The organism is Janthinobacterium sp. SUN026, from assembly GCF_030397625.1.
Taxonomy (GTDB): domain Bacteria; phylum Pseudomonadota; class Gammaproteobacteria; order Burkholderiales; family Burkholderiaceae_D; genus Janthinobacterium; species Janthinobacterium kumbetense.
The window spans coordinates 1,062,078-1,088,195 of the sequence record NZ_JAPQNU010000002.1; the positions used below are offsets into that span (position 1 = coordinate 1,062,078).

25 protein-coding genes are annotated in these 26,118 nt (G+C 64.9%); 18 read left to right on the forward strand and 7 right to left on the reverse strand.

The features are described from left to right. Positions 1–19 precede the first annotated feature (19 nt). Positions 20–2,026: a TonB-dependent receptor gene (locus tag OX459_RS14315; RefSeq protein WP_289905517.1), complete on the reverse strand. Its 2,007-nt coding sequence runs from the start codon at positions 2,024–2,026 to the stop codon at positions 20–22. A gap of 277 nt (positions 2,027–2,303) precedes the next feature. Here OX459_RS14315 and OX459_RS14320 point away from each other — a divergent pair, with 277 nt between their 5' ends. The 8 genes from OX459_RS14320 (at position 2,304) to OX459_RS14355 (ending at position 10,436) form a co-directional block, all read left to right on the forward strand. Beyond that, entirely contained in the window at positions 2,304–3,128 is an 825-nt protein-coding gene (locus tag OX459_RS14320; RefSeq protein ID WP_099664531.1) for an IclR family transcriptional regulator, read from the forward strand. A gap of 39 nt (positions 3,129–3,167) precedes the next feature. Next, positions 3,168–4,322: an acyl-CoA dehydrogenase family protein gene (locus tag OX459_RS14325; RefSeq protein WP_289905518.1), complete on the forward strand. Its 1,155-nt coding sequence runs from the start codon at positions 3,168–3,170 to the stop codon at positions 4,320–4,322. 11 nt (positions 4,323–4,333) lie between these two features. Continuing rightward, positions 4,334–5,872 (forward strand): AMP-binding protein, encoded by a 1,539-nt coding sequence (locus tag OX459_RS14330; RefSeq protein ID WP_289905519.1) that lies wholly within the window; start codon positions 4,334–4,336, stop codon positions 5,870–5,872. 60 nt (positions 5,873–5,932) lie between these two features. Continuing rightward, positions 5,933–7,099 carry an ABC transporter substrate-binding protein gene (locus OX459_RS14335; RefSeq protein WP_289905520.1) on the forward strand — a complete coding sequence of 389 codons (1,167 nt, stop codon included), beginning with the start codon at positions 5,933–5,935 and terminating at the stop codon, positions 7,097–7,099. A 105-nt stretch (positions 7,100–7,204) separates the two neighbouring features. Beyond that, complete coding sequence (locus tag OX459_RS14340; protein ID WP_035817692.1) at positions 7,205–8,077, forward strand: branched-chain amino acid ABC transporter permease; 873 nt, start codon at positions 7,205–7,207, stop codon at positions 8,075–8,077. Further along, entirely contained in the window at positions 8,074–9,036 is a 963-nt protein-coding gene (locus OX459_RS14345; protein WP_289905521.1) for a branched-chain amino acid ABC transporter permease, read from the forward strand. Before OX459_RS14340 ends, OX459_RS14345 begins: the two co-directional genes overlap by 4 nt. Further along, on the forward strand, positions 9,029–9,742 hold the full coding sequence (locus OX459_RS14350) for an ABC transporter ATP-binding protein (protein WP_289905522.1): 714 nt from the start codon (positions 9,029–9,031) through the stop codon (positions 9,740–9,742). The genes OX459_RS14345 and OX459_RS14350 overlap by 8 nt, the downstream gene beginning before the upstream one ends. Further along, positions 9,735–10,436 carry an ABC transporter ATP-binding protein gene (locus tag OX459_RS14355; protein ID WP_289905523.1) on the forward strand — a complete coding sequence of 234 codons (702 nt, stop codon included), beginning with the start codon at positions 9,735–9,737 and terminating at the stop codon, positions 10,434–10,436. Before OX459_RS14350 ends, OX459_RS14355 begins: the two co-directional genes overlap by 8 nt. On the opposite strand, the gene OX459_RS14360 is transcribed toward OX459_RS14355, so the two are convergent. Both OX459_RS14360 and OX459_RS14365 read right to left on the reverse strand, forming a co-directional pair. Further along, a complete protein-coding gene (locus OX459_RS14360; RefSeq protein ID WP_289905524.1) occupies positions 10,433–11,701 on the reverse strand; it encodes an alpha/beta hydrolase in 1,269 nt (422 codons plus the stop codon). The two genes, OX459_RS14355 and OX459_RS14360, sit on opposite strands and share 4 nt — an antisense overlap. Positions 11,702–12,001: 300 nt before the next feature. Beyond that, positions 12,002–12,922 (reverse strand): HDOD domain-containing protein, encoded by a 921-nt coding sequence (locus OX459_RS14365; protein ID WP_289905526.1) that lies wholly within the window; start codon positions 12,920–12,922, stop codon positions 12,002–12,004. A 34-nt stretch (positions 12,923–12,956) separates the two neighbouring features. Between OX459_RS14365 and OX459_RS14370 the strand changes: the two genes are divergently transcribed. The 9 genes from OX459_RS14370 to fghA all read left to right on the forward strand — a co-directional run bounded on the left by OX459_RS14370 (position 12,957) and on the right by fghA (position 19,312). Further along, complete coding sequence (locus OX459_RS14370) at positions 12,957–13,157, forward strand: hypothetical protein (protein WP_289905527.1); 201 nt, start codon at positions 12,957–12,959, stop codon at positions 13,155–13,157. A gap of 3 nt (positions 13,158–13,160) precedes the next feature. Beyond that, a complete protein-coding gene (locus OX459_RS14375) occupies positions 13,161–13,745 on the forward strand; it encodes a DinB family protein (protein WP_289905528.1) in 585 nt (194 codons plus the stop codon). 32 nt (positions 13,746–13,777) lie between these two features. Next, entirely contained in the window at positions 13,778–14,317 is a 540-nt protein-coding gene (locus OX459_RS14380) for a GNAT family protein (protein WP_289905529.1), read from the forward strand. Between the two features lie 109 nt (positions 14,318–14,426). Continuing rightward, positions 14,427–16,025, forward strand: coding sequence for an oleate hydratase (locus tag OX459_RS14385; protein ID WP_289905531.1), 1,599 nt, complete (start codon positions 14,427–14,429; stop codon positions 16,023–16,025). Between the two features lie 126 nt (positions 16,026–16,151). Then, positions 16,152–16,403, forward strand: a complete 252-nt coding sequence (locus OX459_RS14390; protein WP_289905532.1) for a hypothetical protein — start codon at positions 16,152–16,154, stop codon at positions 16,401–16,403. Next, the gene (locus tag OX459_RS14395; protein ID WP_251351185.1) at positions 16,400–16,645 is read left to right on the forward strand and encodes a hypothetical protein; all 246 of its coding nucleotides are present in this window, start codon (positions 16,400–16,402) and stop codon (positions 16,643–16,645) included. The genes OX459_RS14390 and OX459_RS14395 overlap by 4 nt, the downstream gene beginning before the upstream one ends. A 160-nt stretch (positions 16,646–16,805) precedes the next feature. Further along, positions 16,806–17,477, forward strand: a complete 672-nt coding sequence (gene lepB / locus OX459_RS14400; RefSeq protein ID WP_289905534.1) for a signal peptidase I — start codon at positions 16,806–16,808, stop codon at positions 17,475–17,477. A 48-nt stretch (positions 17,478–17,525) separates the two neighbouring features. Beyond that, positions 17,526–18,389 carry an NAD-dependent protein deacetylase gene (locus tag OX459_RS14405; RefSeq protein ID WP_289905535.1) on the forward strand — a complete coding sequence of 288 codons (864 nt, stop codon included), beginning with the start codon at positions 17,526–17,528 and terminating at the stop codon, positions 18,387–18,389. Positions 18,390–18,445: 56 nt separating this feature from the next. Next, a complete protein-coding gene (gene fghA / locus OX459_RS14410; RefSeq protein WP_289905536.1) occupies positions 18,446–19,312 on the forward strand; it encodes an S-formylglutathione hydrolase in 867 nt (288 codons plus the stop codon). A gap of 9 nt (positions 19,313–19,321) precedes the next feature. Here the strand turns inward: fghA and OX459_RS14415 are convergent, their stop codons facing one another. From OX459_RS14415 to OX459_RS14430, 4 genes are all read right to left on the reverse strand, one after another. Then, positions 19,322–19,987 (reverse strand): hypothetical protein, encoded by a 666-nt coding sequence (locus OX459_RS14415; RefSeq protein ID WP_077402643.1) that lies wholly within the window; start codon positions 19,985–19,987, stop codon positions 19,322–19,324. 177 nt (positions 19,988–20,164) lie between these two features. Further along, the gene (locus OX459_RS14420; protein WP_289905537.1) at positions 20,165–22,483 is read right to left on the reverse strand and encodes a molybdopterin cofactor-binding domain-containing protein; all 2,319 of its coding nucleotides are present in this window, start codon (positions 22,481–22,483) and stop codon (positions 20,165–20,167) included. After that, a complete protein-coding gene (locus OX459_RS14425; RefSeq protein WP_034782880.1) occupies positions 22,476–22,943 on the reverse strand; it encodes a (2Fe-2S)-binding protein in 468 nt (155 codons plus the stop codon). Before OX459_RS14425 ends, OX459_RS14420 begins: the two co-directional genes overlap by 8 nt. A 16-nt stretch (positions 22,944–22,959) precedes the next feature. Continuing rightward, a complete protein-coding gene (locus tag OX459_RS14430) occupies positions 22,960–24,258 on the reverse strand; it encodes a cytochrome c (protein WP_289905538.1) in 1,299 nt (432 codons plus the stop codon). Between the two features lie 194 nt (positions 24,259–24,452). Here OX459_RS14430 and OX459_RS14435 point away from each other — a divergent pair, with 194 nt between their 5' ends. Beyond that, positions 24,453–26,105, forward strand: coding sequence for a Na+/H+ antiporter (locus OX459_RS14435; protein ID WP_289905539.1), 1,653 nt, complete (start codon positions 24,453–24,455; stop codon positions 26,103–26,105). The last annotated feature ends 13 nt before the right edge of the window (positions 26,106–26,118 follow it).

Genomic DNA, 26,118 nt, shown 5'->3' on the forward strand with positions numbered 1-26,118 from the left:
TCATGAAACATTCAAAAAATCAGAACTGGTACTGCGCATTGGCCAGCCAGGTGCGTCCCGCGCTGGGAAAACCGTCGGCCAGCGCGTAATTGCGGTCGCCCAGGTTCGCCACGCCCGCTTCCAGGGTCAAGGCCGGCAAGGGACGGTACACAGCCTTCAGGTTCACGGTCGTAAAGCCGCCGAGTTCCAGGGTGTTCGAGACCCAGCGCCCGCTGTTCGATTCGGCGATGGCCACCACGTCGACCTGGCGCGCCGCGTGCAGCACGGCATGCGCCGTCAGCTTGTGGCGCGGCACGTCCGTCAGGCGCGTGGCACGGTCGCTGACGTTCTTCATGTCCGTGTAGGTGTAATTGCCGCCGAAGTCCAGCCAGGCGCCGGCGCTGCCGCGCAAGCCAAGTTCCACGCCGCTGATGTGCGCCCTGCCCGCGTTGCGCATCTGCGAGCGCACGCCCGAGACATTCGCCACGCTCTGGATCTTGTCCTTCACGTCGCTGTAGAACAGCGCCGCTTCCACCTTGGCGCCCTGCACGTTTCCTTGATACCCCAGCTCATAATTCATCGCCTCTTCCGCGCGCAGGGCCGGGTTTTCGATATACGTGCCCAGGCGCTGCGAGTAGCGGTCCTTCAGAGTCGGCAGGCGCGACTTGCGCGCCACGGTGGCGTACATGCGCGCATCAAGACCGACCTTGCGGAACAGTCCCGCCTGCAGGTCCGTGGCCGATTGATTGGCTGGCAAGGTGTAGGCATTGCCGGCGCTGTAGACAGTGTCCGGGCGCAGTTCATTGCGCGAGACGCCCAGCGACAGTTCCGTCGCCGCATCGAGGGCGATGCTGTCTTCCGCGCCCAGGGTCCACAAGGCATCCTTGTACCAAGTGGTGCGCACGCCTTTTGCGTCGAGTTCCTGGTGTTCGTCGGCCTTGTAGCTGGCCACAAAACGCAGGCTGTGCGCGGCCAGGCGGAACGATTCGAGTTCCACCGCGCCGCCATTCGTACGGTCGTTATAGATGCTGCGCCCGCCGCTGACGCTGCCCTGGCCGCTGGTTTTCAGGGTCGCGTAGCTGCCGTTCGTGTAGGAGGTGATTTCATTATCGTAGCTGTCGTGGTACAAGCGCAGTTTCAGGCGCTCGGCGTCGCCCAGGCGCGTCTGCGAGACGAAGTACACGCTTTCCTTGTTCCAGTACGGCCATTGCCAGTAGCGCGCGCCGACGGGATTGGTCGATGGCGGCTGACCCTTTTCGCCATGCTGCTTGTAGTAGCTCAGTGCATACTCGTCGCCCGCCTGCGCGCCATCGGGCGTGTAGCCCACCTTGAACGACAGTTTATGATCCTTGCGGTAGGAATTGTTGCGCATGCCGCCGTCTTCCGTGGCCGTGGGGCGGAAGTCCGACGACAGGGGAAAACCGTCGCTGTCGATATACGACACGCCCGCCTGCAGATACCACAGGCCCTGGTTGGTGCCCACGTTGGCCGACACCTGGCGCTCGCTGCCCGAGCCGAAACCGATGGACGTATCGCCTTCCATCCGCGCGGACGGCTTGCGCGATACCAGGTTGATGGCGCCGCCCAGGGTATTGGCGCCATACGCCACGGAGCTGTAGCCCTTGGCCACCTGGATGGCGGCCAGGTCGCTGGTCGTGAAGCGGTTGAAATCGACATAGCCGTCGTACGGCACGTAGACGGGAATGCCGTCGATGTACAGCGGCACCTGGCGCGCATCGAAGCCGCGGATGGCGACGGTTCTTTCATTGCGCGAATTGGTCGACAGCGACACGCCGGACAGCAGATTCAATGCGTCGCCCACATTGTCGCGGTTAAAGCGGCGCATCTCGGCGCGGCTCACCTGCGCGCCCACCTGTTGTTCCATTTTGCCTGCCTGCTCGCGCTGGCCGATCACCGTCACCGTGCCCAGTACGAACGGCGCCGCCGCATCCACGCCATCGTTTCCCGCCGTTTGCTGCGCCTGCGCCGTCTGTGCCATTTGCGCCAGCGCCAGCATCACGGCGCCTGCCATTACCTGTTTCAACATCGTCTAGATCTTTCCACTCTCGTTATATATCGTCTTATATAGCGATACTCAAAAAAGCGGCCACGCATGCGGTGGCCGTCACCCAACAGCGCAATATACAGACGTATATAGCGATGCTCAAGCGACAAGGCGGGAAACCCCTGCGCAAGTCAATTTTCGAGGCAAATTTTATGCACTGCAGCATTTCGCTGTGCGAACGAATGTTTCACAAAACGGTTGACATGCCAGATTCGGCTAGGCAAACTGATTTCCAGGGAGCCTGAAAATGAATGCAAATATGACAAATATTCAGACCGCAGCAGATCCGGAACTCATCGTCTTCAGCGATGACGAGGAAGGCAAGGACCGCCAGTTCGTCAACGCGCTGGCGCGCGGGCTGGAAGTGCTGCGCTGCTTCCGTCCCGGCGAAGTGTTCCTGTCGAATGCGGACATGGCCAAGCGCACGGGCATCCCGAAACCGACGATTTCACGCCTCACCTATACCCTCACCAAACTGGGCTACCTGAATTACTCGGACAGCCTGGGCAAGTACCAGCTGGGCGCCGGCGTGCTGGCCCTCGGTTACCGCATGCTGTCGAATCTGGACGTGCGCAAGATGGCGCGTCCGCTGATGGAAGAACTGGCCGAACATGCGCAAGCATCCGTTTCGCTGGGCACGCGCGACCGCCTCAGCATGGTGTACGTGGAAACGTGCCGCAGCAGCGCTAACGTCACCCTGCGCCTCGACGTCGGTTCGCGCATCCCCCTGATGACGACCGCCATGGGCAAGGCCCTGCTGTGCATCCTGCCGCAGGCCGAACGCGACTACCTGATGGATCACGCCAGAGTGCACGAGACGGAACGCTGGCCGCGCATCAAGGCCGGCATCGAACAAGGCTTCAAGGATTACCAGGACCGGGGCTTTTGCATCTCGGCCGGCGAGTGGCAGAACGACGTGCATGCGGTGGGCGTGCCCATGCTGGGTGCCGACGGCGAACAGGTGATGGCCTTCAATTGCGGCGGCCCCGCCTTCCTGCTGTCGCGCGAAAAACTCGAGTCCGACCTGGGACCGCGCCTGGTCGCCCTGGTCAAGACAGTGGAAAAAAACCTGGGCCGCGGTTAGACTGCGCGCCCCCTCTTAATTACAGTACCGAGGAACCCGATGATACGCGACGAAGAAACCTTGAACATCCTGCTCGACAGCATCGCCCGTTTCGTGCGCGAAGTGCTGGTGCCGAACGAGGCGCTGGTGGCCGAAACGGACACCATCCCGCCCGCCATCGTGGCCCAGATGCGCGAACTGGGCCTGTTCGGTCTGTCGATCCCGGAAGCCTACGGCGGCCTGGAACTGAGCATGGAAGAGGAAGTCCGGGTCGCGTTTGAAATCGCCCGCACCTCGCCCGCCTTCCGCTCGCTGATCGGCACGAACAACGGCATCGGCTCGCAAGGCATCGTTATCGACGGCACGGAAGCGCAAAAACAATACTATCTGCCCAAACTGGCGGCCGGCGACATCATCGGCTCGTTCGCTTTGACGGAAGCAGGATCGGGTTCGGACGCCGCATCCCTGCGCACGACGGCCGTGCGCGACGGCGACTTTTATATCCTCAACGGCAGCAAGCGCTATATCACCAACGCGCCCGAGGCCAGCATTTTTACCGTCATGGCGCGCACGGATCCCGTCAAGCGGGGCGCATCGGCCATTTCCGCCTTCATCGTGGAAAAGGACACGCCCGGCCTCTCGCTGGGCAAGATCGATAAAAAGATGGGCCAGCAAGGCGCGCATACCTGCGACGTCATCTTCGAGAACTGCCGCGTCCCGGCGACAAACCTCATCGGCGGCAAGGAAGGCGTGGGCTTCAAGACGGCCATGAAAGTGCTCGACAAGGGCCGGCTGCATATCGCCGCCGTCTGCGTGGGCGCGGCCGAACGCATGCTGGCCGACGCCCTGGCGTATGCGATGGAACGCCAGCAGTTCGGCCAGCCCATCGCCGAATTCCAGCTGATCCAGGCCATGCTGGCCGACAGCAAGGCCGAAATCTACGCGGCGCGCAGCATGGTGCTCGACGCGGCGCGCCGGCGCGACAACAAGGAAGACATTTCGACGGAAGCATCGTGCTGCAAGCTGTTCGCCTCCGAAATGTGCGGCCGCGTGGCCGACCGCTCCGTGCAGATCCACGGCGGCGCCGGCTATATCAGCGAATACGCGGCCGAGCGCTTCTACCGCGACGTTCGCCTGTTCCGCATCTATGAAGGCACGACGCAGATCCAGCAAATCGTCATCGCCCGCAACATGATCAAGGCAGCGCAAAAGTGAAGGAGGCCGCCATGGATATTCCCGCCCTGCTGGCCGGCTTGCCGGCGCGCCTGTCGGCCATCCCCGCCCACTGGGCGACGCGCGCGCCGGACGCACCCGCGCTGCATGAAGCTGGCCGCAGCTGGACCTATGCGCAGCTGCAGCACAGTGTGGAAGATGCCGCTCGGCTGCTGCGCCAGCTGGACGTGCGCGCCGGCGACCGCCTGATGGTGGTGGGCGAGAACGGCGCGCTGCAGGTGGCGCTGATCTTCGCTTGCGCCAGCATCGATGCGTGGATCGTCAACGTCAACGCGCGGCTGTCGGCGCGCGAAATCGATACCATCGCCACGCACAGTTCCGCGCGGCGCGTGCTGTTCCTGGCTGGCGCCTCGCCGGAAGCGGCCGCGCATGCGGTACGTCTGGGCGCGGCCAGCGCCACGGTCGACGGCATGGGCGAGCTGCTGGTCGGCGACTTGAACGAGACAACTATCGTCGAAGATACGGTCCCCGGCAATGAACAGGTGGCCGCGCTGATCTACACGACAGGCACGACGGGCCAGTCGAAAGGCGTGATGCTCACGCACCGCAACCTGCTCTTCATCGCCGCCGTGTCCAGCACATTGCGGGGCCTGACCAACACCGACCGCGCCTACGGCGTGCTGCCGATTTCGCATGTGTACGGCCTGGCCTCGGTGGCGCTGGGCACCCTGTATGCGGGCGCCGCGCTGTACCTGGTGCCGCGCTTTTCCGTCGATGGCCTGCTCTCGGCCCTGAAGGACGACGGCTTGACCATCGTGCAGGGAGTGCCCGCCATGTACGCGAAACTGTTGCAAACCCTGGGCGGCGCCGATACCCCGCTGCCGACGAAGCTGCGCTTCGCGTATGCAGGCGGCTCGCCGCTGGCGCCGTCGCTCAAGCACGAGGTGGAAAAGCTGCTGGGCACCGCGCTGCACAATGGCTACGGCATGACGGAAAGCGCGCCCACCATCAGCCAGACGCGCCTGGAAGCGCCGCGCCGCGACGACTCCGTCGGCACGCCGATACCGGGCGTGGAAGTGCGCGTGGTGAGCGTTGACGGCCTTGATGTGGCGCCGGGCGAGCCGGGCGAACTGTGGATACGCGGGCCGAACGTCATGGCCGGCTATTACCGCGAACCGGCCATGACGGCGGCCACCATGCGCGATGGCGGCTGGCTCAATACGGGCGACATGGCGCGCCAGGATCCCGACGGCGCCCTCTTCATCGTCGGCCGCACCAAAGAATTGATCATCCGCTCCGGCTTCAATGTATATCCGCTGGAAGTGGAAACGGCGCTGAACGCCCACCCGTCCGTGGTGCAGTCGGCCGTGGTGGGACGCACTATGGCCGATGGCAACGAGGACGTCATCGCCTACGTGGAGCTGGACCCGCGCCAGCCCGCCAGCGTGGCACAATTACAGGCCTGGCTGGCGCAGACCCTGTCGCCGTACAAATGCCCGTCCGCCATCATCGTCATGGACGCGCTGCCGGCCGCCGCCACGGGCAAGATTTTAAAGGGGCAGCTGCGGCAAATGGCGCAGAATGCACGATAAGTTGACCATGTATTACCAGAACCGACAATAAAACCAAGCCACATCACCGGAGGAGACACGATGAAACGCACCTACACACGCATCGCCATGACAGCACTGGTTGCCAGCGCCTGGATGACGCAGGCCAGCGCCGACGAATTCCTGGTCGGCGCGGAAATCCCGCTGACGGGCAACCTGGCGCGTGTCGGCGCCGGCATGCAGGAAGGCATCATGGTCGCGGCCGAAGTCTTCAACAAGACCAACGGCAAGCACACCATCAAGATCATCACCGTCGACGACGAATCGGCACCCGCCAAGGCCATCGCCGCCGTGGAAAAGCTGGCCAGCCAGGGCGTGGTGGCCATCACGGGCGGCTATGGCTCGAACAATATCTCGCCCGCCTCGGACACGGCGAATAAACTGGGCCTCGTCTACATCACCTCGGGCGGCGTGGACGATAGCCTGGTATCCAGCGGGCGCAAGAATTTTTTCCGCATCAATAACACGGCCGGCTACGAAAAAGCCATGCTGGGACTGCTGCAGGACGTGGGCGCCAAGTCCGTCTCCATCGTGTACTCGACCAAGGATGCCACCACGGGCCTGGCGAAGGACGTGGAAAAAGCCCTGGCAGCCAAGGGCGTGAAAGTGACGACGCACTCGTTCGACCCGGCGATTACGGACTTCAAACCCATCATCAACAAGATCAAGCTGCAGGACAAATCGGAAGTGGTGGCCATGGTCGGCTATGAAAACGACTATGTGGGCATCATCCGCGCCGCCCGCGTCCTGAAGCCAAAAATCAAGGCCATGGTGGGCGTGTGGTCGCTGGCCACGCCAAAAATGGCGGCCGACTTCCCCGACCTGATGCCGAACGTCTTCGGCACGGCCCTGCTGCCCTTCCCTACCGAATTCAAGACGGCCGACGGCAAGGCCTTCAGCGACGCCTACAAGCAGCTGTACAAGAAGGAACCGGACTACCTGGGCCAGTTCGGCTATGTGCAGTCGATGCTGCTGTTCGAAGCGATCGCGCGCGCGGCCGACAAGGGCACCATCAAGAAAGGCGGCGTGGCCGAGGAAATGCGCAAGACGGACCGCGAAACCCTGATCGGCCGGGTGCAGTTCGCCGCCAACGGCGACAACCAGAACTTCGTGCACCGCATGGCGCAGCACCAGGACAAGAAAGTGGTGATCGTCTGGCCGAAGGAACACGCGACGGGCAAGCTGGCCTATCCAGCCCTGCCCTGGTAGGCAGCCTCCCGCTGCGCACGCGCGCGTCCGCCCGGGCGCGCACCGATGAACGGCAGCCCTGGCGCATCTTCGCGATGCTCTTCGGCTGCCTGACGGGATGACGACATGACAGAATTAATCTTGCAAGCCCTGTATTCGGGCTTGCTGCAGGGCGGCTCCTACGCCCTGATCGCACTGGGACTGGCGCTGGTCTTCGGCACCATGAAAGTGATCAACCTGGCGCACGGCGAACTGGTGCTGCTGGCCGCCTACATCGCCTACAGCGTCGAATCCGGCCTGGGACTCGGTCCCATGTTCGCCATTCCCATCGCGCTGGTGATCGTCAGCCTGACGTCCGTGGGCGTGTATCTGATCGTCAGCCGCATCAAAAAGGACCGCGAAATCAATTCGCTGATCCTCACCTACGGCATCGGCGTCATCCTCACCAATTTCATCCTGCTCGTGTGGAAGGCCGACATCCGCTCGACGTCGTCCAGCTGGCTGCAGGAAGGGTTTGAAATCGGCCCGTTTTTCAGCATGCGCAGCGAAGTGATTTTCTTTGGCGTCAGCCTGGTGCTGATGGCGGCGCTGTGGCGCTGGCTGTCCACCAGCTGGTATGGCCGCGCCGTGCGCGCCGTCTCCAGCAACCGCGACGCGGCCAAGCTGATGGGCATCGACCCGGGCCGCACGGAACTGGTGTCCTTCCTGGTCGCCGGCATCCTGGCCGCCTTCGCGGGCGTCGCCCTGTTCAGCTATGGCGTGATCCAGCCGGCCTACGGCGGCGCGCTGACGGTGAAAGCCTTCATCATCACGGTATTGGCCGGCATCGGTTCCATCCCCGGCGTGCTGCTGGCCGCTGTGCTGCTGGGCGTGGCCGAGGCGCTGACCGTCACCCTCGCCAGCTCCGCACTGCAGGAATTATCGGGCATGGTGCTGTTCCTGCTGGTGCTGTTCATCATGCCGAACGGCTTGTTCGGCGCACAACGGAGGCGCGGATGAAGCGCTCGACACTGATTTCCACGGCGGGCCTGCTGCTGGCCGCGTATATCGTCGTGCCGCTGGCCTTGGGCGCCAACCAGTATGTGATGAGCATGGTGGTGGCGGCCCTGATCATCGGCGGCGTGGCCATGTCCTGGGCCCTGCTGGGCAACCTGGGCGGCATGGTCAGCTTCGGTCACGCTGCCTTCTTCGGCGTAGGCGCGTATGTCTCCGCGCTGGCCACCGTGAAACTGGGCTTGCCCGTGTTTGCCGCCATGCTGCTGGGCGGCGCGGGCGCGGCCATCGCCGCCGTCATCATGCTGCCCGTACTGCGCCTGCGCGGTCCGTATTTTGCGCTGGCCATCCTCGCCTACGCCCACATCTTCCGCATCCTGGCCACGGAATGGAGTTCCGTCACGGGCGGCGCCGGCGGCATCAACAATATCCCGGCCCTGCCCACCGTCTTCGGCTTCGACCTGGCCAGCAAGACGGGCGCCTACCTGGTGGTGCTGACCTTGGTGGTATGCTGCGCGTTTGCCTACAGCCGCATCCGCGCCAGTCACTACGGCATCGCCCTGCGCGCCATGCACGACAGCGAAGACGCCACGCGCGTCGTCGGCGTCAACAGCACCCTGCTGAAAGGCGCCATGCTGCTCGTGTCGGCCTTCATGGCGGGCCTGTTCGGCGCCTTCAACGCCCACTACATCAATTTCCTGGAACCGGATTACGCCTTCAACAGCCTGTGGGTGACCTTGCCCATCGTGGCGGCCATCTTCGGCGGCTACCGCACGATACTCGGCCCCGTGCTGGGCGCCGTGGTGGTCTACCTGGTCGACCAGCTGATTTTCAAGTCGCTGATCCCCACGGGCCACCAGCTGGTGCTGGGCGTGCTGCTGGTGGCGATGATCGTCTTCAGTCCGAACGGCTTGCTGCCGCTGCTGCGCAAACTCGTCAATGCGAAGGAAAAAGCACATGCTTGAACTCGATAATGTGTCCGTGCGCTTCGGCGGCCTGACAGCCGTCGACAGCGTCACGTTAAAGGTGGGCAGCCACGACGTGATCGGCCTGGTGGGCGCGAACGGCGCCGGCAAGACCACCCTGTTCAACGCCATTTCCGGCCTGGTGCGCCCCACCAGCGGCGGCATCTGCTTCGAGGGGCGCGACATCATGGCCACGCCCATGTACCAGCGCGCGCGCCTGGGGCTGGGCCGCACCTTCCAGATCCCGCAGCCCATGCATGAATTGACGGTGCGCGAAAACCTCGTCGTGGCGCAGCGTTTCGGCACCGGCAAAGTGGACATGCGCAAGATCGATGAAATCCTCGATTTCACGAGCCTGGCGGACAAGGCGCAGCGCGACGCGGCCAGCGAACTAGCGCTGACGGAATTGAAGGCGCTGGAAGTGGCCAAGGCGCTGGCGACGAACCCGAAACTGCTGCTGCTCGACGAAGTGCTGGCGGGACTGGAAACGAATGGCAAGCGCCGTTTCATGGGCATGCTGAAGGACTTGCATGCCGCCTTTGGCGTGGGCATCGTCATGATCGAGCACGATATCGAAACCATCAGCAATCTGTGCCAGCGCGTGGCCGTGCTCAATTTCGGCCAGCTGATCGCCGACGGCACGCCCGATTGCGTCTTCCGCGACCCAGCCGTCATCGAAAGCTACACGGGAGCCGCGCATGCTTAACATAGAGAATCTGCGCGCCGGCTATGGCGCCATCAATGTGCTGTGGGATGTGTCGCTGTCCATCCAGAAGGGCAAGCTGACCACCATCATCGGCCCGAACGGCGCCGGCAAGACGACCCTGCTGCGCGCCATCATGGGCTTGCTGCCCGTGGGCGCGGGCAGCATCGCGCTCGATGGCACGCCCATCAACGGCACGCCGACATGGAAAATGAGCGACGCGAGGGTCACGATGATACCCGAGGGGCGCATGACGTTCCGCGACATGAGCGTGGAAGAAAACCTGATCATGGGCGCCTTTCCGAAGGAGCACCGTAGCCACATGCCCTCCCGCCTGGCGGAAGCCTACGCCATGTTCCCGCGCCTGCACGAGCGCCGCAGGCAGCTGGCAGGGTCCCTGTCCGGCGGCGAGGCGCAGATGCTGGCCATGGCGCGGGGCTTGATGTCGGATCCGTCGCTGCTGATCATCGACGAGCCGTCGCTGGGCCTGGCGCCGCTGGTGGTCAACGAACTGTTCGAGATCCTCGCGCGCCTGAACGACGGCAAGCGCACCATCATCCTCGTCGAGCAGAACACGGCGCGCGCCGTCGGCGTGGCCGATCACGTCTACTTGATGCAAAGCGGCAAGGTGGCGCTGTCGCAGGCGGCCTCAGAGGTCGACCTCGAGCACCTGCATGCGCTCTACTTTGCGCGCTAATCGGCGGCAAACACCAGCCCCGGCATCTTTGCCACGCAATCGAGGTTCAAGGGCGCGCGCGGGTCGCGTAAGAATGCCAGTGTCAGCTGTCCACCGCAGCGGTTGAACATGGCGCCATGCGCCTGGCCCGGTATCTGCACGAAGCGCGCGTTGGGCATGCTGCGCAGCAGGCGCCGGCCCCAGGCTGGCGGCGTGACGGGATCGAATTCGCCGGCCAGGATCAGCACCGGCACGTCGCTTTTCACGGCATCGTTTGCCTGCGCCGCAGCCGCTGCAACGCGCCAGGCGCCGCACATCCCGGGCGTCGCCGTGCGGTTATCCACGCCGCCCAGCCCCAGGGCCGGCGCCACTTGCGCGGCCATGCGGTCGCGCTGCTCGAACGGCATCTCCTCGCCGCACCAGATCGACAGGCGCAGTCCCCAGTTGAAGCTGGAAGGAGCGCTGCGCAGCAATGGCAGCAAGCCTTGCGGACGGCCCTGCCCCGCTTCGCTGATCAGGCGAGGCAAGGCGGGGATCAGCGCGGGCTGCTGCAAGCCCTCGGCCAGGGCATTGACGATGTCGCGCCGGCGCAGCACGCGCCCGGGCGTCGCGATACCGTCGCGGTCCGCGCGCGCAAGCAGCGCGTCCAAGCGCCCGCGCAGGTCCGGGTAGCGCACGTCGCACGCAGGCTCCGTCGCGCAGCCGTCGAGGACCAGGTCGATGGCGCGCCGCAGCGGCGCGGCGGCCATTTCGTCATAGTTGATATCAACCGGCAGCACGGAATCGAGCACCACGCTGCGCACGCCCTCGGGATGCCGCGCCAGCACCGTCTGCGCCAGGCGGGTGCCGTAGGAGTAGCCGATCAGGTTCCACTGCGCGATGCCGAGCAGGCGGCGCAGGTCGTCGAGGTCGTCCGCCGATTCCGCCGAGGTGTAGCCATCGAGGTCGATGCCGGCCGCCACCAGCCCGGCGCGGCAGCGCGCAACGGCCTCGGTCTGCGCGGCCGGCGAGGCGTCAGCCGCCCGCAGCGCATTGAGCTCAGGACAGGCGAGCGAAGGCTGCGCATGCTTGTTGCCGCGTCCTTCCAACAATATCTGGTCGCGTTCCAGCAGGAAGGGATTGCCTTTGCCGCTGCTGCGCCCGTCGATACTGCTCAAGCCAGGTCCGCCGGGGAGATACACGACGGGATCGGCGGCGGGCGTAGCCGCGCCGCTACGGAAAATCATGACCGGCAAGGCGATGGCGCGGCTATCGGCCTTGCCCCGATGTTCGGGGACGGTCAGCATGCCGCACTCTATCTTTTCGCCGGGCAGCACCGGCACTGCGCAGGCGGACGGTACGAAGGCCGGTTTGACGGGCAGTGTGTCCGGCGCGGCGGCGCAGGGCTGCGCCGCTGTTACCAAACACGCGGCGGCAAGCATGGAACGGCGAAATGGAAGCAAGGAACCTCCTCGGCAGCATGGGGATACGACAGGATGGAATGGCAGACGGGCCGCTCATTTAATTGCCAGATTACCACGCAATCGCGGCCCTGGCCGCAAGAATCTGCTACCGGGCCGGGGTGCCGTTCGACCGGCCTGCGGCCATCACTCGTCGTCCTCGTCCTCGTCGTCCTCATCGTCGGCCAGCTTGTCAAACACCTGCAGCTCGGCCTTGCTCAGTCCCGTCATCACGAAGGGATCATCGGCAGGAAAACGGCCAGTATCGACCAGCATGCGCAGCTTGCTCAAGCGGTCGCCCAGCGCCAGCGCTTGCGCCTGCGGATCGGCATCGGCATCGGCCTGCCCGATCGCGCGGGTCACGGACTCGGGAAACTCCCATAACTCGGCGATCCGTACCGACAAGATGCGCGCTTGCGCAAACACCTGGGCAATGAAGGCGTCCGATTGCGGAAAGGCATCGGGCGCGTGCATCTGGTCGATCAGGCGGAACGCCACCACCAGGCCCACATTGGCCATCAGCCCCGCCAGATAGGCGTCGAAGGCGTTGGCCTGCATTGCGGGCGCGACCAGGTTGGCCGCCAGCGCGCATTTCTCGGACTGGCGCCAGATCAGCGGCGCCGTGCGTATGGTCAACCCGCCGCTTTGCATGCTGACGATGGGGCGGAAGGCGACGCGGGCGAGCAGCATGCGCATGCCGTTTTGCCCGAGCAGCATGATGGCGCCTTCCATATTGTTGATCGACGGACTGGCGTTGTAGCGCGAATGGTAGCGGGGCCGGTTCGCTTCGCGGTAGACCTCGGCGACCAGCGGCACGTCCTGCGCCAACTGGCGCGACAGCTCGGCCGCGCTCATGTTTTCGTTTTGCAAGGTACGCATCAACTGCGGAATGATGGCCGGAATGCGCGGCACCAGCGCGGCACCGGCGATCGGTTCACTGGCCAGGCGCGTCAATTCGTCCAGAATCTGCTGTTCGGCCTGCGCTGTCGCCTGCGCCGAACCAGCGGCCGCCAGCCAGCGGTAGTAGATGGCATCGATTTCAGTGATGGTCGCTGGCTGCCGTGTCATCTCGGGCGCCGCCGCTGCCGTGACTGGCGCAAGCTTGCTTTTTTCGCCGCCGTTCAGTAATTTTCCTATCCAACCCATTTTGCTTTTCCAGCCCTATATGCATCACTATCGCGACATCCGCTGCGCGATTTTACTTGATGACAGCCGTGCCGGTGCGGCGGGCGTGGTCGCCTTGGTCCACCTGCCGAAAAGTGATACAGTGGCGCTCTCGCAGTTCTCCTTCCTTGCAAGGTAAATCATGAGCAATATGCTGGCCCGCTACGTCACCACCCAGGCGTACAACAACGCCTGGAGCAACCACCGCCTGCTGAAAGCCTGCGGCGAGCTAAATCTGGCCGAATTCCAGGCGACGCGCGTCAGTTTTTTCCCCACCATCCAGTTCACCCTGAACCACATCCTCACATGCGACTGGTTTTATCTCGACGCGCTGGAGCGCGAGCTGCGCGGCGAGGCGCCGCATGCCGACTGCTATGCCTTCTTTGAACAGGACGAGCCATTTACCGACTGCGCCACGCTGCAGGCGGCCCAGCATGCGTCTGACGCGCGCCTGATCGCCCACTGCCGCAGCCTGTGCGACGCCGACCTGGCGCGGCCCGTGACGATCCTGCGCGACACGCCGCAAGTGGATACGCGCCAGCGCATGCTCGCGCATTTGTTCCAGCACCAGATCCACCACCGGGGGCAAGTGCACGCCATGCTGGCCGGCACGCGCATCGCGCCGCCCCAGCTCGACGAATTCTATTGCGCCGGCGAAGCGGGCGAGCGGGCGCAGGATTTTGCGGAACTGGGCTGGACGGAAGACGACGTCTGGGGACTGCGTTGACGCCTTCCTCGCTCATGCTCCCACACGATCCCATGCCAGACCTCGACCGCCTTCAGTTGTTCGCGCCCTCCAGCGCCGACCTTCCCGCTTTGCTGGCCTTCGAACTGGAAAACCGCGCGTATTTTGAAAGCTGGGTCACGGCGCGCGCGCCGTCCTATTACCACCAGGAAACCATCGCCGCCGCCATCGAGCAGGCGCAGCGCGAACGCCAGCAGGACCTCGCTTACCAGTATCTGGCCAAGCTGGACGGGCAAATCATCGGCAGGGTCAACCTGACGGCCGTCACGCGCCCCTATTTCAACAAGGCGACGCTCGGTTACCGCATCGGCGAACGGTTCGGCGGACGCGGCTACGCCACGCGCGTGGTGGCCCTGCTGCTGGAAGAGGCCTTCGGCACACTGGAACTGTGGCGCCTGGAAGCGACGGCGCGGCCGCAAAACCTGGGCTCGGTCGCCGTCATGCAGCGCAACGGCTTTCACCAGTATGGCCGTTCGGAAAAAGCCATGCGCTTCCAGGATGCCTGGTCGGACTTGCTGTACTTTGAACGGCGCAAGGAATACGCGGGCGCCTGAAAAACCGAGCAACTGCTCCATAAAGCAGGCAGCCCTTACCTGATGTTGTAAAATAGGCAAATATGGCGCGGCGTCGGCCATGTCGCCTGCCAGCCTTTCGCGCACGCGGATGCACTCACACTCAGGGAACAACATGCGCAATACAGACAAAAAAGCCTACCTCGTCGGCGGCGGCATCGGCTCGCTGGCCGCGGCCGCCTTCATGCTACGCGACGGCGGCATGCAAGGCAGCAACATCACCATTTTCGAAGCGTCGCCCGTGACCGGGGGCAGCCTCGACGGCGGCGGCAATGCCGACGATGGCTATACCCTGCGCGGCGGGCGCATGCTGACCACCGACAATTACGAGTGCACCTGGGACTTGTTCAAGAGCATCCCCTCGCTCGAGCATGCGGGCCAGAGCGTCTACGACGAAACCATCGCTTTCAACGAACTGCACCTTCCCCACTCGCGCGCGCGGCTGGTCGACCGCAACCGTTTCAAGGTCGACGTCAGCAGCATGGGCTTTTCCATGCAGGACAGGCTGGAACTGCTGAAGCTGACGGAAGCGGACGAAGACACGCTGGGCAGCAGCGCCATCACGGACTGGCTCTCGCCCGCATTCTTCGACACCCGATTCTGGTATATGTGGGCCACCACGTTCGCCTTCCAGCCCTGGCACAGCGCCGTCGAGTTCAAGCGCTACCTGCACCGCTTCATGCTGGAGTTTTCGCGCATCGAAACCCTGGCCGGCGTCAAGCGCACCGTCTACAACCAGTACGATTCGCTGGTGCGCCCGCTGGTCGCCTGGCTGCAGGCGCAAGGCGTGAACCTCATCATGGATTGCACGGTGACCGATATCGAGGTGCAAGAATCCGATGGCCGCCTGAGCGCCACTGCCATTGCCTGCCAGCGCCGCGGCCTGGCCGACGTGGTCCCCGTCGCCGCGGGCGACCTGGTGTTTTTCCAGAATGCCTCGATGACGGATGCGTCCAGCTATGGCAGCATGCACCGCGCGCCCGCCAGGCGCACGAAGCACGACAGCCATGGCTGGCGCCTGTGGGAAAAGCTGGCAGAGGGACGCCCGCAACTGGGCCGTCCCGCCGCCTTCAACAGCAGCATCCCCGAATCCTACTGGGCCTCGTACACGGTCACCTTGAAGGACGGCGCCTTCTTTGACAGGATGGAGCGCTTCACGGGCAACAGCGCGGGCACGGGCGGCCTCGTCACCTTCAAGGACAGCAACTGGCTCATGTCCATCGTGCTGGCGCACCAGCCCCATTTCGCCGGCCAGCCCGCGGGGGTGCAAGTATTCTGGGGCTACGCGCTGCACCCTGACCGCATCGGCAACTTCGTCGCCAAGCCCATGTCCGACTGCAGCGGAGAGGACATCCTGCGCGAGCTGTGCGGCCACCTGAACTTCGACCTCGACATCATGGCCACGGCGAACTGCATTCCCTGCCGCATGCCCTACATCACCAGCATGTTCATGCCCCGCGCGAAGAGCGACCGCCCCCTGCCCGTGCCGGCCAACTCCGTCAACCTGGCCTTCGTCAGCCAGTTCGTGGAAATCGCCGACGACGTCGTCTTCACCGTGGAATACTCGGTGCGCGCGGCGCAAACGGCCGTCTACCAGCTGCTGGGCGTGCAGCGCGAAGTGCCGGCCATCCACGCGCACGACAAGTCGCTGAAGGTCAAGCTGGACGCCGTCATCAAGGCCTTCAAGTAGCCGCATTCCCGGACGTCAATGCCGTTTTCCTCCTATCGTCCGCGACTTTGTGGCAGCGCAAGGCACCGTGATAATGGACTGATAACGTCAAGGTTCGGGAATCTTATCTATCTTGCAAAGTCCAACATGAAAGTGCGGCTACGCCTGTTCGAACATGTGCTGCTGGTGCTGGCATTGGCCGTCGTCATCTTTGCCGCCGCCATCGTGCTGGCACGCATGACGCAGTGGGCGGAAGCGCAGGAATTGCCAGTCTACCTCGTGCAGGGCATGCATCTGGTGGGCAAGGTGCTGTTTTTCCTGGACGGCTGCATCGTCATCGCCGTCAGCAGCATTCTGGCCGCCCGGCTGTTCCGCCTGCTCACCAAGGAGGATTTATGAACGACCTTCACTACCTGTTCACGCTCCGGCATCCGCGCCGCTTCTGGTGCAGCGCCATCGTCATCGCCGTGGCCTCGGCCATCCTGCTGGGTCCCTGGCTCGACAGTATTCCCTGGCTGGTGGCGATCCCCTTCGTGGCCGGCGGCTTGCTGGTGGCGCTCGGCGAGCTGTGGGACGAGATGCACGGCAAGCGCCGACGCAACGGCGACGACGACGCGCATGCGCCGTGCCGGCATCCCTGAAACCGGCGTAGTGATGCGTGCACGCAACAATGGTCACGCCATCGGCCGCGCCTGCGTTGATTTAAGACTGGCTTCAGCCTCGCCGTGCATCGTGATATGGCGCCAGCAGCAATGGCGCTTCCCTTCACCCTCACGGGCACTGCCCAGCGAAAGAGCCGACATGAGCACATGGATGCGCGCCAACAAAGGTTTTTTGATGTTCCTCCTGCTGTTCGGCGTGTTCCGCACGGCCGTGGCGGACTGGAATCCCATCCCGTCGGCGTCGATGCGCCCCAACCTGCTCGAAGGCGACGTGGTCTTCGTCAACCGCCTCGCCTTCAACCTGAAAGTGCCGCTCACCGATATCGTGCTGCAGCGCCTGGGCGAACCGCAGCGGGGCGACATCGTCACCTTTTCCTCGCCGAAAGACGGTACGCGCCTGATCAAGCGCATCGTCGCCCTGCCCGGCGACACGGTGGAAATGCGCAATGAGCAGCTGGTCATCAATGGCCAGCCCGCCCAGTACACGGCGCTCGACACGGCCCCTGAAACCATCGCCCACGTGGGCCAGCTCACGGCGCAGCGCATCCGCGAACGCAACCAGACCGAGCAGCACCGCATCCAGGTCTTGCCGCAAATGGCCGGCGCGGCGCGCAGCTTTGCCCTCGTGACGGTGCCGGCCGACCATTTCCTCATGCTGGGCGATAACCGCGACAACAGCGCCGACTCGCGCTACTTCGGCTTCGTGCCGCGCGCGTTGCTGATCGGCAAGGCCGAGCGCATCCTCGTGTCAGCCAATATCCAGGAGCATTGGCAGCCGCGGCTGCAGCGCTTCGGCATGAAGCTGGAATAAACCTCCCTCCTGCAACGGCGCCATGCTTTTCGGTTAGCATGGCGCATCATGCAAAATTTTCCCTCAGCCAGCCAGCGGTCCGCCAGCGACGATCTTGTCCTCGATCAACTGGCGCAGTTCCTGCGGCGCCATCCCGACGTGCTGCTGCTGACGGGCGCCGGCATCAGCACGGCGTCCGGCATACCCGATTACCGCGACACGCAAGGTGTACGGCGCGGCAATGCGCCCGTGCAAGGCCCCGATTTTCGCCGCCAGGAAGCCGTGCGCCGCCGCTACTGGGCGCGCAGCATGGTGGGCTGGCCAACCCTGGCGCGGGCCGTGCCGAATCCCGGTCACCTGGCCATCGCGCAACTGGCCCGGCGCAGGAGAATAGGCGGCTTGGTCACGCAAAACGTGGATGGCCTGCATCAGCAAGCGGGCAGTACCGCTGTCACGGAGTTGCACGGCAGCATACATGGAGTGGTCTGTCTCGATTGCCGGGCCCGCCACACGCGCCGCCTGATCCAGGATCAGCTCGAACACGATAATCCGCAGCTGCTGGGTGCCACGGCCACGCCGGCGCCCGATGGAGACGCCTTGCTGGAGCCGTCGCAGCTGGCCACCTTCCACCTGCCCGTCTGCCCCCGCTGCGGCGGCACCCTGCAGCCGGACGTGGTGTTTTTCGGCGATGGCGTACCCGCCGCCTGCGCGGCCGAAGCCGAGCGCAAAATGATGGAAGCTGGCGCCCTGCTGGTGGTGGGCTCGTCCGTCATGGTGTATTCCAGCTTTCGCCTGTGCCGCATGGCGGCCGAAACGGGCAAGCCCGTGGCCGCCATCAACCTGGGCAAGACGCGCGCCGACCATTTGCTGACCTTCAAGACGGAAGCGCCGGCACAGGACATCTTGCCTGCATTAACGGCCATGCTGGACTGATCCCGCCTCTGCGGTGCGTTACTCTCGCTATACTGTGAGATTAACGAGGAGAATTCATGCTGGAACTGTTGAGTGAACACGCCTGTTTTGGCGGAGTACAACGCTTTTATCGCCACGACGCGCAAGCCATCGGCTTGCCCATGCGTTTCTCGGCCTTCATTCCCGATACGGCGCCAGGCAGCGTGGCCGCTACCAAACGCCCCGCCCTGTTTTACCTGGCTGGTCTGACTTGCACGGAAGAAACGTTCATGATCAAGGGCGGCGCGCAGCGCGTGGCCGCGGAAGAAGGCTTGATCCTGATCGCCCCCGACACCAGCCCCCGTGGTGCGAACATCGCGGGCGAGAGCGACTCCTGGGATTTCGGCGTGGGCGCCGGCTTTTACGTGGACGCCACCGAGGCGCCATGGAGCAGCCACTACCGCATGTACAGCTACATCCTGGAATTGCGTGCCCTGCTGGAGCAGGAACTGGCGATCGACGCGCAGCGCACGGGCATTTTCGGCCACTCGATGGGCGGCCACGGCGCGCTGGTGCTGGCCTTGCGCAACCCGGCACTGTTCCGCTCCGTTTCCGCCTTCGCCCCCATCGCCGCACCGAGCCAATGTCCGTGGGGCAAGAAAGCGTTCACGGGCTACCTGGGCAGCGACGAGGCCAGCTGGCAGCAATACGACGCCAGCGCGCTGATGCGCGGCCTGCAGGGCCAGCCGCCGCTGTTCCCCGAAGGCATCTTGATCGACCAGGGCCTGGCCGACAAGTTCCTGCCCGAGCAACTGTTCCCCGACGTCTTCGAAGCGGCATGCCGCGACGCTGGCCAGCCCCTGCAGCTGCGCCGCCATGTCGGCTACGACCACGGCTATTACTTCATCGCCAGCTTCATGGAAGAGCACGTGCGCTTCCATGCGAAGAACTTGCGCGCCGCCTGAGCTGCTGCGCTACTGCGCCGTGCTGGTATGCCCGTTGAAATGGCGCGTGTACCAGTCCGTGGCCAGCAAGGCGGCCTGGTGGCGCGTGTCGGGGCCGCCAGGGGCGGCGATCTGTTCCAGTTGTTTGTCGCAGCGCAAGGTGGCGAACGCCATGCGGTTCAGGCCAGCCACGTCGGGGTCGCGCCCGCCCACGATCAGCAGGGACGGCACGCGCACATTTTCCAGCGCCGCCTTGCCGGCCATTTCCACCTGGCCATCGCACACGGCCAGCGCGGCGATTTCCGCGCTGCGCCAGGCCGCCAGCTGCATCACGACGGCCGCGCTGGTGCCATAGCCATACAGGCCGCAGGGCAAGCGCCGCGTGGACGGGTCGAGCTGCAGCCAGCCCAGGGCTTTTTCCAGCTGGCGCGCCAGCAGCACGATATCGCTGCGCACGAAATACGCGTGGCCATTGCTGCCGCCGCCAGGCTCGACACCGCCCTGGTCGAAGCGCAGGGTGGCGATGCCCGCTCGCAAAAAATCCTGGGAAGTGGCGTGGCTGGAAGCGCCCAGATAGTCGCTGTCGGCGCCTGCGCCGTGGGCAAACAGGACGATGCCCACCGGCCGTTCGGGCATTTCAAGCACGCCATCCATTTGAAGTTCATCGGCCGTAATGCTGACAAATTGTTCTTGCATGGTTGCCTCCGCAATCGAGCTGGGATCAAGCTAAAGCTGAAGTCAAGCTGTACGCTGATTTTACGCTGATCTTGCCGGGCCGGGGACAGCCTGCGTGCCCCGGGCGGCCAACTTCAGTGTAGCAGCCCGCGGCCATTCCTGCGCAGCCGTTCGCGCATCGTCACCGGCAAGGCAGGACTATACGGCGCCGTGCCGGTCCAGCCCTTTCAGCACGGCTTCCGGACGGATCGGCAAATGCCGCACGCGCGACGCCACGGCGGCGAAGATGGCGTTGCCGATGGCCGGCGCCACGGCCGTCGTGGGCGGTTCGCCCATGCCCGTCGCCGTATGCGTGCTGGCAACGAATTCGATGTCGAGCTCGGGCACGTCGGCCATGCGCAGGGGCGTGTAGGTATTCAGGTTGGTATCCTTCACTTCGCCGTTCAGGAAAGCCGTGCCTTCATGCAAGGCCATGCTCACGCCCCACAGGGCGCCCCCTTCCGCCTGCGCCAGCGCGCCATCGGGGTCGACGATGCTGCCCGCATCGATCACCATGAACAATTTTTCGACTTTCACCATGCAAGTGCTGCGGTCCACCTTGACCCGGGCGACGCACGCCGTCCAGGTGGGCATGTCGCGTTCCTGGCCGAACGTGGCGGCGATGCCCAGGCCCGTGTCGGGCGGCATGGCCTTGCCCCAGCCCGCCTTGTCCGCCACGCGCTGCAGCACGTGGGCCAGGCGCGCGGCGCCGCCGACGGCGTTCGGCGCGCTGCCCGCATTGCGGCCCGACGCCTGCAGCAAGGACAGGCGGAACGCCAGCGGATCGACCTTGGCCGCCTGCGCCGCCTCGTCCATGAAACTTTCCACAGCCCAATTCGTCCAGCCGGGACCCACGGAGCGCAGCCAGCCGGGGCGGAAACTGCTGTTGGCCAGGTCGTTCGACACGGCCCGCACGCGCTGCGCGCCCACCGCATACCAGTGGTCGGCGCCGGCGATGGCGAACGGGTCATACGGATGGCCCTGCTTATCCTTGGCCAGGAAGGCGGGAATCATGGCTTGCGTGGGCCAGCCCGCGCTGGCCTCGTGCACCATCGCCGACACCTTGCCCGCGTCGTCGAACGCCATGCGCACATGCTGCACGGACGGCGAACGGGGCGAATCGAAGCGCGCATCGTCGGCCCGCGTGCAGATCATCTTGACGGGGCGCCCCACGGCTTGCGCCGCCAAGGCGGCCGGCACGCAATAGTCGCCATTCAGACGCCGCCCGAAACCGCCGCCCAGCAGATAGGTGTGCAGCATGACCTTGCTCTCCGGCACCTTCAGCGCTTGCGCCAGCACGGGCAGGATCAACGATTGCCACTGGTTGCCCGCATGAATGTGCCAGACGCCGTCGATTTCCTGCGCCAGGGCATTCACGGGTTCCAGCTGGAAATGCAGCACGGTGCTGGTCGTGTAGCGGCGCTCCAATTGCAGGCTGGCATCCTTGAACGCTTGCTCCACGCCATCATCATCGACCACGCGGGCGCCCAGGCTGGCATCGGCCAGCTGCTTGGTTGCGTAGTTGAGGATATCCTGCTCCGCCACGTGGGCGGCCGCGCCGGCCCGCCACTTCACTTGCACCAGGTCGGCCGCGCGCATGGCGGCCGCATAGGTTTCGGCCACCACCATGACCCAGCCGGGCACCGTGCCGCTGGGGTCTTGCAAGGCGAACGAACGCAGGTAGCCCTTGACCTTTTTCGCGGCCGCATCATCGATGGACACCACTTTCGCGCCGTAGCGCGTGGGCGGGATCTTCGGGCGCGCATACAGCATGCCCTCGACGTGCGCATCGATGCCGTACACGGCCGCGCCATTGATTTTCGCGGGAATGTCGAGCGCCTGCACGTGCTGGCCGATCAGGCTGCGCTGCTGCGGCGTTTTCAGCACGATGGCTTTCAATTGTTCCGGCGTGTACTGGCGCGCCAGCTTGCCACGGTGCACAATGTCGCCATAGCTGATCGACCTTCCCCGGCCATGCACGACGCCCAGCCTGGCGTGGCAGGCGGACACGGGCACGCGCAGCAGGCGCGCGCCCTCCTCGACCAGCGCCAGGCGCCCGGCCGCGCCGGCACGGCTGAGCGGGTCGAAATTCTGCCAGACGGACCAGCTGCCGCCCGTCACCATCAAACCCCATTTCGGGTCCGTGTCCACATAATGCAGGCGTATCTTGCTCCAGTCCGCTTCCAGCTCTTCGGCGACGATGCGCGCAAGGGCCGTACCGATATGCTGGCCCATTTCCGCCTTGGCGATATTGACGGTGATCATGCCATCGCGGCCGATCTGGAACCAGATGCTGGGGTCGAACACGGGCGCGGCCGGCTTGGCGGGCGGCACGCGTGCCACCTTGCTGTCGGCCAAGGAGCTGTCGGCGCGCAGAAAGGCCAAAGTAAACCCCGTGCCGGCGGCGGCGATCAGGAAACCGCGCCGGCCCAGCGAGCTGGGACGGGCAGCAGAATTTTCTTTCGGCAACTTAAACACCGGGCGCCTCCTGCATGCCGGCCGCCAGCTTGATCGCCTTGCGGATGCGCACATACGCCATGCAGCGACACAGGTTGCCGCTCATGACGGCATCGATATTCGCATCCGTCGGCTGCGGATAATCTTTCAACAAGGTGGCCGCCTGCATGATCTGGCCCGACTGGCAATAGCCGCACTGGGGCGCCTGCGTGGCCAGCCACGCCCGCTGCAAAGGATGCGTGCCATCGGGCGAGAGGCCTTCGATGGTGGTGATGGCGCAGCCGGCCACGGCGGCAATCGGCGTGATGCACGAGCGCATGGCGCGGCCATCCACGTGCACGGTGCAGGCGCCGCACATGCCGATGCCGCAGCCAAACTTCGTGCCCTTCAAGTTGACTTCATCGCGCAGCACCCACAGCAGGGGCGTCTCGGCATCGGTCTCGGTGCCGAAGGGCTGGCCATTGACGGTAATGTTATACATAAGAAACTTTCAAGAGTTACTTGCCGGCGCGCGTGCGCGCCACGGCAGCTTCCAGGTTCGTCCAGGCCGGCTGGTGGCTGCGGCTGCGGCGCAGATAGGCGGCCAGCTGGGCCACGTCATTGTCTGTCAGCGAAGCGGCAAAGCCGGGCATCAGCACGCCGGGCATGGCCGCATCCTTGCTGATGCCGTGCAATATCACCTGGATCAGGTTGGCGGGATCGGGCGCGCTGACAGCGCTGTTCAGGCTCAGTTCCGGGCGCAGGGCCACGGGCCGGCCATCGCTGTTCGAGTGGCACGACGCGCAGGCGGCCACGTACAGGCTGGCGCCACGGTCGTTGTCGACCAGGCTGACCCTCTGCGAGCGGGCGATGCCGGCCTTCACCACGGCATCCGTATCGACCTGGCGTTGTTCAGCGCCGGCCACGCCGGCAAAATACACGGACAGCGCGCGGATATCGCTATCGGGCGAGGCGCCCATGCCTTCGTGCACGACGGCCGACATGGGTCCTGCCGCCACGCCGTGCAGGGCCGTCGCGCCCGTGCGCAGGAAGGCGTACAGCTCGTCCTGCGTCCACGGCAAGGGGGCCGTGTTGGCGCTGGTCAAGGCCGGCGCATACCAGTGGTCGATGGCCGAGCCCAGATAGGGCGAACCGGCCAGCTCGGCACCCAGCGCATTGCGCGGCGTGTGGCAGGCGGCGCAATGGGCCAGGCCTTCGGCCAGGTAGCGGCCCCGGTTCCAGTCCAGGCCTTGCGCAGGATCAAGCTGGAATGTCGCTGGCTTGAAAAACAGCAACTTCCAGCCCGCCTGCAAGGGGCGCAAGTTCAGGGGAAACGGCACGCTGTTGGCGGGCGCCGCCGCATACACGGGCGGGCGCGTCATGAAATACGCGTACAAGGCCGTCAGGTCAGCCTCCGAGACGAGGTTGAAATGCGTGTACGGAAAGACGGGATACAAATGGGCGCCATCGCGGCCCACGCCTTCGCGCATGGCCCGCTGGAAGGCGGCCAGCGACCAGCGGCCGATGCCCGTTTGCCGGTCAGGCGTGATATTCGTCGCGTAGATCGTGCCGAACGGCGTGGCTAGGCCGTGCCCGCCCGCGTAATCGGCGCCGTCCCTGGCCGTATGGCAGGCGGCGCAATTGCCCATGCCCGCCAGGATGCGGCCCCGCTCCACCACTTGCGGGGAAAATGCCGTGGCGGCAGGCGGATCGATGGGCGCCAGCGCGGGGCGCCAGTAATACAGATACGCGCCCAGGGCCGCCACGATGAGCAATGCCAGCGACAACAGCAGGCCGGTGAAGATTTTCTTGAGCAAAACAGGAACCAGTGAAAAGTAAAGGCCAGGGTGTAAGCAAGGCGCACGGGCCGCCGGCCAACGGCGGCGGCAACAGGGCCACAGTGACAATCTTACCGCGATTGTGACTTGTTGTATGTACGCAATGACACGCAGGCAACGCCGCAGGCGGGCTGCGCCTTATAATCAGCGTTTCAGCACGCCGCCGCTCCTTCATGCATACCGTTACCATCATCCTCATCCTCGTCCTGACCGTCGTCCTGTGCGGCTTTCTCGCCCGCTCGCGCTGGGTCAAGCTGCCGCTGCCCCTGATCCAGATCGCCGGCGGCACGGGTTTGGCCTTGTTTGGCGTGCAAGTGCCGCTCGATCCCGACATTTTCTTCCTGCTCTTCATCCCGCCGCTGCTGTTTCTCGACGGCTGGCGCATCCCCAAGGGCGCCTTCTTTTCCGACGCGCGCTCGATCCTGATGCTGGCCATCGGCCTGGTGCTGTTTACCGTGCTGGGCATGGGCTTTTTCATCGACTGGCTGATCCCCAGCGTGCCGCTGGCCGTCGCCTTCGCGCTGGGCGCCATCCTCTCGCCGACGGACCCCGTGGCCGTCTCGGCGATCGCCGCCGGCAACCCGATCCCGCCGCGCCTGATGCACATCCTCGAAGGCGAATCGCTGCTGAACGACGCTTCGGGCCTGGTCTGCTTCACGTTTGCCGTGGGCGCCATGATGACGGGCGGCTTTTCCATCGGCGCCGCCTCGCTGAGTTTCCTGCAGGAAGCGGGCGGCGGCATCGTCATCGGCCTGGCCATCTCGTGGGGCGTGGGCCTGGCGAATAAATGGCTGGTGAGCAAGGTGGGCGAAGAACCGGGCCTGCAAATCCTCATCAGCATCCTGATCCCGTTCGCCGCCTACCTGGGCGCCGAGCAAATCCACGGTTCCGGCATCCTGGCCGCCGCCACGGCGGGCGTGTCCATGCACTACGCCGACCTGATCGGCCGCCCGCTGGCCGCCACGCGCACCCAGCGCAAGGCCGTGTGGGATACCGTGCAACTGGTCTTGAACGGCGTGATCTTCGTCATGTTGGGCGCACAGCTGCCCGCCACCGTCGCCGGCTTGCCGGCCGCCTCCGCCGAAATCGGCGCCGGCAGCGCCTGGAAGCTGCCCCTGTTCGTCATCGCCATCACGGTGGGGCTGACCTTCATGCGTTTCCTCTGGGTCTTCATTTCCATGAAACTGACCCTGTTCAAGCACCACAAGAAAATCGCGGGCGAACCGAAGGATGCGGCGCTGCTGGCGCGCCCCAGCCTGCGCCTGCTGCTGGTGGCGTCGTTCGCGGGCGTGCGCGGCGCGCTGACCCTGGCCGGCATCCTGACCCTGCCCCTGTTCTTGCCCGATGGCAATCGTTTCCCGGCGCGCGACCTCGTCATCTTCCTGGCCATGGGCGTGATCCTGCTGTCGCTGCTGCTGGCCAGCGTCACCCTGCCCCTGCTGACCAAGGGCCTGGTGTTCGCGCCGCCCGCGCGCCGTTCGACGGAAGAGCGCAATGCCCGCGCCGCAGCCGCCGAAGCGGCCATCGCGCGGCTGGAAAAAGTGTGCGAAGGCATCGACAAGAATGACAAGCAGCAAGTCGTCACGGAAGCGGCCAACCGCCTGATCGAAGCCTACCGGCGCCGCCTCGCATATGGCGAAAGCAGCAACGACGAGGCGATGCGCTTGCAGGAACTGGCCAAGGCCGAGCGCGCGCTGCGCCTGGAAGCGCTGAATGCGGAGCGCGATGAACTGTTCCGCCGCCGCATTTCGGGCGAACTGGACGACACCATCCATTTGCGCCTGCTGCGCGAAATCGACTTGCTGGAAGCGACACTGGAAGAATAGCAACACTCTGGCG